At 60.2% G+C, this 7,906-nt stretch carries 3 protein-coding genes and 1 pseudogene; 3 read left to right on the top strand and 1 reads right to left on the bottom strand.

The window, feature by feature from the left end:
- Positions 1 to 158 precede the first annotated feature (158 nt).
- The 3 genes and pseudogenes from ACKJSM_RS28465 to ACKJSM_RS28475 all read left to right on the top strand — a co-directional run.
- Positions 159 to 305, top strand: a pseudogene (locus tag ACKJSM_RS28465) (DUF454 domain-containing protein); the annotation flags it as partial.
- A 117-nt stretch (positions 306 to 422) separates the two neighbouring features.
- Positions 423 to 1,652 carry an Ig-like domain-containing protein gene (locus ACKJSM_RS28470; RefSeq protein WP_410239515.1) on the top strand — a complete coding sequence of 410 codons (1,230 nt, stop codon included), beginning with the start codon at positions 423 to 425 and terminating at the stop codon, positions 1,650 to 1,652.
- Positions 1,653 to 2,130: 478 nt separating this feature from the next.
- Positions 2,131 to 2,502, top strand: coding sequence for a DUF6124 family protein (locus ACKJSM_RS28475; protein ID WP_410239516.1), 372 nt, complete (start codon positions 2,131 to 2,133; stop codon positions 2,500 to 2,502).
- Positions 2,503 to 2,731: 229 nt separating this feature from the next.
- Here ACKJSM_RS28475 and ACKJSM_RS28480 read toward each other — a convergent pair.
- Positions 2,732 to 7,906, bottom strand: a 5,175-nt coding sequence (locus tag ACKJSM_RS28480; protein ID WP_410239517.1) for a beta strand repeat-containing protein, incomplete at its 5' end; no start/stop codon positions are given.

Raw genomic sequence — 7,906 nt, forward strand, 5'->3', positions numbered from 1 at the left:
CTCGCTACGTGCCATTTCTTAATCTGCTCCAATCAACGAACGAAAAGTGTACGTTGCGTTGACCGGTTGAGCCCGCCACGCATTTATTTACCAGTCTTTCTCGTACTGAAAACACGCCCTCCCATTCGGTCGGGAGGGCGATTTTGTCGTTTCAACGCAAGGCCTGCGCGATCGGGCTGATGTGGGCGAGGATTCTGTTCTCGTGCTATCTGGTGCCGCTGTCTTGGGCGCGAGGGTTCATGTTCACCAGTGCGGTGCGGGTGACGATTTATATCCTGCGTCAGAAGACGTTGCGAAAGCCTTGACCGCTTGTCGTGACTGTCAGAGTTGACAGGTGCGTAACGCTCCTCTGATGGCGCTTCATGGTGCATGCCCGCTGTCATTCCGGCAGAAACGGCTGAACCTGCGAAGGAGCGTTCCCCATGAGTACTCAAGATCCTATCTTTAGCTATTGCACGACATATCCCGGCGGGTCCCCGCTCAATCCTGGCGACACGACCCCCTCCACGGGTGTCGAGTTTGGCGGAAGCGGGCCGGCCGGCGCTCCATTTGTGATTACGGATAGCGGCTCGGTAGTGGCTAGTGGGGTGTTCAATTCAAGCAGCGCATTCATCCAGCCGTTGGTGAATCTGGCTCAGGGACTGCATCGCTTTGAACTGCGGGAAAATCCAAGTTCGCCGGCAACTGATGATTGGTTATTGACCGTGGGTGCAGCCGAGACGCTGACGATTGATTCGATCAAAGGCTTGATCAGCGGGGCCGAAATTCCTGAGGGCACCACTACATCCGAAACATTGTTTGCGATGAGCGGGAAAGCCATGAAGAACTCAACCATTTATCTACGTATCGACGGGGTCCGTCAGCCGGGGCTGATCGCCGTGGATGGAAATGGAAACTGGACCTATAACACCGGCACTCAAGCAGCGGGGCCGCGTAGTTATACGATTGAAGGCAACTATGAATCGGGCCCTATATCAACTCCAAGAACGTTGACTATCGCAACCGGATTGGCGATCGATACGACATTGATGCGACTGAATGGCATCATGGTAAGAAGTTCATACTGCAAATACCCTAATGGGGTTGACGCGATAAACAATACAGGTGTGCGAGAGGCATCCGGAGGTACAAAACCGTATAGCTACAAATCTTCCAACTCGAATATCGCAACAGTTAACGCTCAGGGCAAAGTAACCGGAATGGCCAACGGGACTGTCACTATTACCGTCACGGATCAAAAAAATGAGCAGGTTCTCTACCCGCTTGAAGTTTCAAACATTTACTCCTTATATGTACATGGAGGTGTTGGCTGGACCTATGCCCGCTACCTTTCCAGCAACGCGAGTACTGGGAGAACAGGTTTGACACCACAGCTTCGAGATGTGATGGCTCGTTGTTATTCTCAGCCTTGGTTTAAATGGAACGCTGGCCCATCGTTTCCTCATTTAGCCAATGCTTGGAGCGGGCCAGCCAGCGGCTCATCTGCCGAGGTTTACAATACAGACACCCAATCTTTTGGTTGGCTACCTCAAACCGCAGACCCAAACTCTGGCCTATCTTTTTATATATCAAATCCAGGCACACTGGAAAGTTATGAGACAGACACTGATTTTGATATCAGGGCACCTGGAGACGAGTCATCTAGCAATTAGTGAAAAGCAGTGATGATAAGGGGACGTAGAAAAGGTAGAAAAGGGGAAGGTAGAAAAGGGGACGTATTTATTTACCAGTCTCAACCATGAAAACCCACCCTCCCGCCCTCCCGTTCAACCTGGAGGGCGGGTTTTGTCGTTTCGACGCCTGCAAAAAATCCACGTTGAATTGTGTTGAAGGTTATGTCAGCAAAGCCACACAACCTTGCGCCTTTGCCTACGCATCCGCCAGAATCCGCCGGCTTGTGCGCCTTGGGGGCGGGTTCTATTGTTTGGCGGTCGCTGACTTTTCAGTGATCGGGTTTAGCAGCTCGGCAATTCTCAGGGCTCGCGGGTCTCGCCATTACGTTATGGCGGCTTTGCGTGGGGCACTTCGGTGCGCCGGGATCCTTGAGCCTGGTCTGCTAACCCGCGTACAGCCGCCACCTCTTCGTTTAGCAGCGATGGTTGACGGCTCCATTTCTCAAGGAGCTTTACCATGATCAAACCAACGCCAAACCCGCCCGAAGTCGATTCGACTTCCCCCTACGAAACCCTCGTTTCCAAGAAATTCCACGAAGCCGCCGAGCGCGCCCTCGATCATTACCTCAATCCCCTGCTCCCCCGAAAACCGCTGCTCAAACCCAACACCCGCTACCTCATCGCCCCCGGCATCGACAGCGAAGAACTGCTGGCCGATGCCTGCGAAACCCTGACTTCGGCCAAGGTCATGGCCAATGACTTCGCCGGGTTGGTGGATGGGCCGCAGCGGCATGTGCTGTTGGGGATTGCGCAGTTGATCATGCTGGGGGAACTGGCGGTGAATCGGGTGCTAGATAATCTGGAGTTGAAAACTGAAGCAGTGGTGTAAAGAAGGTAAATGCACTGTCGCGAATAATGCGTGACAGACATGACGCCTTCGCGGGCAAGCCCGCTCCCACAGGTACGGCGGCGTAATTTAAATGTGTGCTAGACGCACGACCTTGCTCCGGGCGGCGAACCGACGAAGGCTCAATCAAAGGCAACACATCACTTGCGGCATGAAAAACCCGCCGTCCCGATTACTCGGGGCGGCGGGTTTTGTCGTTTCAGCGTTCAGATCAGACCGTGTCCACCTTCAACGAATGATCATTCAGCATGCCGTTGATGATCGTCGCCGTGTCATGCCCGCTGGCGATCAAGCCCCCCGCCCCCGGTGTCACGCCATAGTGGCTGGCCAGGTTGACGCCGGCCAGGTCGATGGTCTGGTTCGGCGTGGCGCCGGCCATGGCGCTGACGTCGATGCTGGTCATGACCGAAGCGCCGCTGCCGGTGACGGTGAAGTGCAGGTAGTCATCCAGTGACGCCGACGTGCCGTTTTCACCTTGCAGCAGTTGCGACAGGTCGAGCTTGTCGGTGCCGGGGTTGAAGTCGGTGACGAGGTCGTGACCGCTGTTGCCCTTGAGCCACTGGAAGGTGTCGGCGCCCGGCCCGCCGGTCAGGGTGTTGTTGCCCATCCCGCCGATCAGCAGGTCATCGCCCCCGCCGCCGTTGAGGATGTCGTTGCCCAGGCCGCCGTTGATCACGTTGTTATTGTTGTCGCCGGTGAGGGTGTCGTTGAAGTTCGAACCGACGAGGTTTTCGATGCCGGTCAGGGTATCGGTGCCCGCGCCAATAGTGTTTTGCGCACCGAGCAGGCCGAGGTTGACCGTCACCCCGGCGGTCGCATGGGCGTAGCTAGCGGTGTCGATGCCAGTGCCACCGTCGAGCAGGTCGTTGCCCGGGCCGCTGTAGAGCAAGTCGTTGCCGGCGCCGCCGTGCAGTTCGTTGTTGCCGGCGCCTGCGGTCAGTACATCGTTGCCGTCGCCGGCGTTGATGATGTTGTCGCCGGTGCCGGCCACCAGTACGTCATCGCCCGAGGTACCGGTGAGGGTGTGGCCGTCCTGATAACTGATGGTCACATTCGCCGTGTCGCTGCCGCCGTGGTTGTCGTTGGCGGTGTAGGTGCCGTGGTAGTCCGGGGTGATGTCGTGGGCCCCGGCGTAGTTGAGGGTCATCGTCAGCTGGTAGTTTTCCGCGGCGTTGACGTTGTTGCCTGTGGTGTTGCTGATGTTGGTGATGTGGATCTGGTAGACGCCGTCGGATGTCGCGGTCAGGGTCTGGCCGTCCGCGAGGGCGATATACGCGCCGCCATTGATCGAGTACTCCATGGTGATGCGACCGGCCGCCAGGTTGTGGTCCAGGTTGAGGGTTTCGCCCTGGCGCAGGTTGACGGTGATGCGGTCTTCATCGTTGGCGTTGGTGTTGGTCACCGCGCCGAGGTAGCCGCTGACCACCAGCACGGCGGTCATGGTCGCAGCGTTGGCGCTGAACGAATTACGCACGTTGGCCAGGTTCTGGTTGGCGGCGGTGTTGGCGTTGGTGCCGGTGAAGCTGATCGCGCCGCTGCCGGTGAAATCTGCCGACCTGGAGATCCAGCCGGTGTTGAACGAGGTTGGCGTGGCGTTGAGGGTGTCGCCGTTGGGGTCGGTGTCGTTGGCCAGCAACAGCTCGCCCGGCACCACGATGTTGCCCGACAGCACGTTGGTGATGATGTGGTCGTCCACCGCCACCGGAGGCGCGTTGGGGATCACTTTCACGGTCAGGGTCGAGCTGGCGAGATCACCGTCGTTGTCGCTGAGGGTGAAACCGATGTTCTCGGTGATCACCACCGTGGTGGTTTTTTGCGAGGTGTAGCTGTAGTCGCCGGTGTCGAGATTGACCACCAGGGTGCCGCTGTTGTTGGTGGCGATGCTCAGGGTGTTGTTCACCGTGTTGAAGGTGCCGTGGTTGGCGCCGCCGCTGGCGACCAGTGAACCCTGGCCGCCGTTGGCTTTCGGGTCATAGGTGTAGGTGGTGCCGTCGACCACGATGGATTTGATGAACCCGCCATCGGCGCCGAACGTGCCGCCTTCACCGATCAACGAACCGGTGACCGGGGCCCCTTCGACGGTGCCGGAGAGCACCGAATTGAGTTGATTGAGGTCGGTGACCACCACCGCGTTGGTGTTGGTGTGCGTGATGCCGTCGTACGCCAGCGGATCGAGGTTGGCGTTGCTCACGCCGCTGCCCAGGCCGATCGCGTAGTTCTTGATGTTGTTGGCATCGAGGAAGTTTTTCAGGGCAGCTTCGTCGGCTGCGTTGATGTCGCCCTCGTTGGGTTTACCGTCAGAGAAGAAGTAGCCGACGTTCTGCGCCCCGGTGAGTTTGCCCGAGGTGTTGAACGCGGTCTGCATGGTCGCCACGGCGGCGTCGTAGTTGGTGCCGCCGCCCGCGCTGAGCCCGGCCAGAAGGGTCTTGGCCGTCGCGACATCGACCCACACAGAAGTGCGGTCGGTGGCGTTGCTGCTGAAGGTGACGAGCTGCACTTTCACATCGCCCAGATCGTCGTACTTGTCGAGCAAGGCACTGATCGCCTGCTTGGCCAGTTCCAGCCGCGACAGGCCCGGCACACCAGAGGCGTCGGCCATGCTGCCGGAGATGTCGAGAACGATGAGGATGTTGGAGTCGATCTCCACCGCCGCCACCGAACGATCCGATGCCACCGCTTTTGGCACGTCATCGACGATGTTGACCACAATGTTGCTGGTGGTGCTGTTGCCCAGCGCATCGGTGGCTTTGTAGGTGAAGCTTTCGCTCAGGGTGTTCGGCCCGTCGTTGGCGTTCGGCGTGGTTTTCGGCGCCGAGGTCAGGGTGTAGGTGTAGGTGCCGTCGGCGTTGAGCTGGATCTGTCCGTAAGTGCCGGTGGCGCTGCCGACCAGGGTGTAGGTGATCGCCCCGCTGCCGCCGCTCACCGAACCGACCAGCGTGCCGGTCGCGGTTTCGCCGGTGTTGCTCGGGTCGCTGCCGGTGACCGTGCCGGGGGCCAGGTCTTGCCCGTCCTGGGTCAGGTCGAGGGCTTTTTCATAGACGGTGACGTCCTGATCGGTCGAGGCCACGAGTTTACTGTCGGCGACGTTGACGGTGATGGTGGTGGTGCTTTCGTCGCCGTCACTGTCACGAATGGTGTAGGTAAAGGTGTCGGTGGCGCCCGGCGGGCTCACCGAGTTCGGGTTGCTGTGATAGACCGCGTTACCCGCAGCATCAAGAGTCAGGTAACCGTAGTTGCCATTGATGTTGCTGTTGAGGCCGCCGATGGCCGAGGTCGCGGTGTTGCCGCCGGCGCGCACGCCGACCACGATTGCCGCGCCATCCGCGCCGCTGATGTCATTACCCAGCACGCTGATATTGACGGTGCCGCCCTCCGCTACCGAGCCGGTGTCGGGTTTGGCGGTTGGCAGGTCGTCGATGATGTTGACGTTGATCTGCCCGGTCGCGGTGCTGCCGTCGGTGTCCGTCGCCACCACGTTGAAGTTCTCGGTGATGCTGTTGGCGCCGTTGGCGTTCGGGTGAGTTTCGTTATCGACCAGGGTGTAGCTGTAGCTGACCACGCCGGTGGCCGGGTTGTAACCGGTGATGGTCAGCGTGCTGCCCAGCGGGGTAACCGCCGATTGCGGGAAGCCGGCCGCCACGCCGTTGGTCATCACGGCAATACCGCCAACGGTCAAGGTTTGCAGACCGTCGAGGGCGGTGACGGTGAAGGTGCCGCTCTGGGTCAGGGCCGGGGTGTTGGGACTGGTGCCATCGCTGAGGTTTTTCTCGTAGACGGTGAGCTCGCCGCCATTCACGTCGAGGCCGTTGAGGATCACCGGATCGTCGTTGTTGTGGATGTTCAGCACCAGGTTGGCGGTGCTGGTGTCGCCGTCGGCATCGGTCAGGGTGTAGGTGAAGGTCTCGGTGCCGTTGCCACCGCCGTGCAGGTTTTTGAAGTCGGCATCGTTGGTGTTGAGCGTGTAGGTGTAGGTGCCATTGGCATTGAGCACCAAAGTGCCGTAAGTGCCGGTGAAGGTGCCGGGGGTGATCGGGCCGGCATTCGGGCCGGTCGCCACCACGTCGGCGCCTTGCACGTCGTTGGTCAGCACGTTGCCGTTGAGGATCAACTGGGTTTCCGACGCGGTGCTGGCGTTGCTGTCGTTGATCGCCTTCGGCACGTCATCGACGATGTTGACCACGATGGTGCTGGTGACGACGTTGCCCAGCGAATCGGTGGCCTGGTAGGTGAAGGTTTCGGTCAGGCTGTTGGCGCCGTCATCGGCGTGCGGGGTGGTGCTGGCCGGTGAGGTCAGGGTGTAGGTGTACGTGCCGTTGGGGTTGAGCACGATCTGCCCGTAGTTGCCGGTGGCGCTGCCGACCAGTGCGTAGCTGATCGCACCGACCGCGCCGGTGACCGAGCCGACCAGCGTGCCGGACGCGGTTTCGCCGGTGCTGGTCGGATCGCTGCCGGTGACCGTGCCAGGGGCCAGGTCTTGCCCGTCCTTGGTCAGGTCGAGGGCTTTTTCGTAGACGGTGACGTCGGTGTCGCTGACCGCGCACAGTTTGCTGTTGTAGACGTCGATGGTGATGGTGGTGGTGCTTTCATCGCCGTCGGAATCGCGCACGGTGTACACGAATACATCCACCGCACCCGGGCCGCTCACGGCATTCGGGTTGCTGTGGTAGACCGCGTTGCCGTTGGCGTCGAGGGTCAGGTAGCCGTAGGTGCCGTTGATGTTGCTGTTGAGGCCGCCGATGGCCGAGGTCGAGGTGTCGGAGCCGGCGCGCACGCCCACCACCGCGCCACTGACTGCCGGACCGTCGGCGCCGCCGATGTCGTTGTCCAGCACGTTACCGCTGACGGTGCCGCCCTCCTGCACCGACGTTGCATCGGGTTTGGCGGTCGGCAGGTCGTCGATGATGTTGACGTTGATCTGCCCGGTGGCGGTGCTGCCATCGGTATCGGTCGCCACCACATTGAAGTTCTCGGTGAGGCTGTTGGCACCGTTGGCGGTTGGATGGGTTTCGTTGTCCACCAGGGTGTAGCTGTAACTGATAACGCCGGTGGCCGGGTCGTATCCGGTGATGGTCAACGTGCTGCCCAGCGGGGTGACGTTCGATTGCGGGAAGCCGGCTGCCACGCCATTAGTGATCACGGCGATGCCGCCCACGGTCAGGGTTTGCAAACCGTCGAGGGCGGTAACGGTAAAGGTGCCACTCTGGGTCAGCGCCGGGGTGTTGGGGCTGGTGCCGTCGCTGAGGTTTTTCTCGTAGACGGTGAGTTCGCCACCATTCACGTCGAGGCCGTTGATGATCACCGGGTCGTCGTTGTTGTGGATCTGCAGGACGAGGTTCGCGGTGCTGGTGTCGCCGTCGGCATCGGTGATGGTGTAGGTGAAGGTTTC

The organism is Pseudomonas sp. PHC1, from assembly GCF_046487845.1.
Classification (GTDB): Bacteria; Pseudomonadota; Gammaproteobacteria; order Pseudomonadales; family Pseudomonadaceae; genus Aquipseudomonas; species Aquipseudomonas sputi.